This window comes from Lachnoanaerobaculum sp. MSX33 (assembly GCF_000512995.1).
GTDB lineage: Bacteria > Bacillota > Clostridia > Lachnospirales > Lachnospiraceae > Lachnoanaerobaculum.
On sequence record NZ_AZXX01000053.1, the window covers coordinates 1 to 1,346 of the forward strand.

Sequence of the window (1,346 nt, forward strand, 5' to 3'; positions counted from 1 at the left end):
AAGTGAATGAAAAAAGAGCGTCCATTTGTGGTAAAATTAAGGTGCTAAAACTCAAAAATCACACAAAGGAGCCCTCTATGAGTATTGTAAACACCTTATCACTTGAAAGCAATAGAAAAATTAAAATTAATTTCGATGGAGGCGATTTATCCTCCGATGCAGGCTTACTTCTTATAAAAGAATTCGTAAGTAAACTTGGCATTGATAAACTTTTCAGTCAATCATTTAAAACCAATGATTCTGCATTATTCCGTTATCATACTGATAAAGAAAACCTTCTTCAGATGATATATATGATCATTGCAGGCTATTTTGAAGATGACACTTCAGATGAACTTACAAATGATCCTGTGTTTAAAGCAGTGCTTAATAAAGGAACTTTAGCATCACAACCGACTATTTCAAGATTTCATAATCGAATGGATGAGGATTCTCTGAATCAGTTCCTTTCAATAAATCAAATTCTTCGAAAGAAAGTTTATAGCATTCAGATGCCTGAAGCTATCATTTTAGATTTGGATTCAACACTTCTTAATGCCTACGGCAAGCAGGAAGGCAGAGCATTTAACTTTCACTATCAAAGTAACGGTTACCATCCGCTTGTTTGCTATGATGGAATCACAGGAGATTTGATTAAAATTCAGCTCCGGGATGGAACTCAGTATTCAAGTACAGGGGTTGTGGACTTTCTTCAGCCTATACTTGATGAATATCTTGAAGATTTTCCGGAAATTAAACTTCTCCTTCGCGGAGATAGTGGCTTTGCAACACCGAGTTTATATAAACAGTGTGAAGAAAACGGTACCGGCTATGTAATTCGTTTGAAAGAAAATGCTGTACTTCGTGATAAGGCATCATATCTTGTAGATGAACTTGATGAAATCACAAAAAACAACAAAGTAGATTATGCTGTAGCTTATGGTGAATTCATGTATCAGGCAGGTCCTTGGCCTTATGAAAGACGTGTTGTCTGTAAAGTTGAAAAACCTGAAAACCAAATGACATATATGTATACATTCGTTGTTACAAACATGGAGTCATCCCCTGAATATCTAATCAAGTTCTATTGTAAAAGAGGCTTGATGGAAAACTTCATAAAGGAAAGTAAAATAGGTTTTGACTTTGCCTCTGTCAGCAGTCATACAAGGATTGTAAATGCCAACAGGCTCCAAATACATGCACTTGCTTATAATATATTTAATTGGTTTAGACGATTGGCATTATCTGCAAATATGAGAAACCAACGTATTGATACTGTCCGTCTAAAACTGCTTAAGATTGCTGCAAAAGTAATTCGTTCAGCAAGGTATATAACATTCAAGCTGTGTAGCAGTTGCCCATATAAG

At 35.4% G+C, this 1,346-nt stretch carries 1 protein-coding gene; it reads left to right on the forward strand.

What is annotated here, in order from left to right; genetic code table 11:
• Positions 1–77: 77 nt before the first annotated feature.
• Positions 78–1,346 (forward strand): IS1380 family transposase (locus HMPREF1495_RS04685; protein ID WP_034212500.1); only part of this gene is annotated, 1,269 nt, incomplete at its 3' end.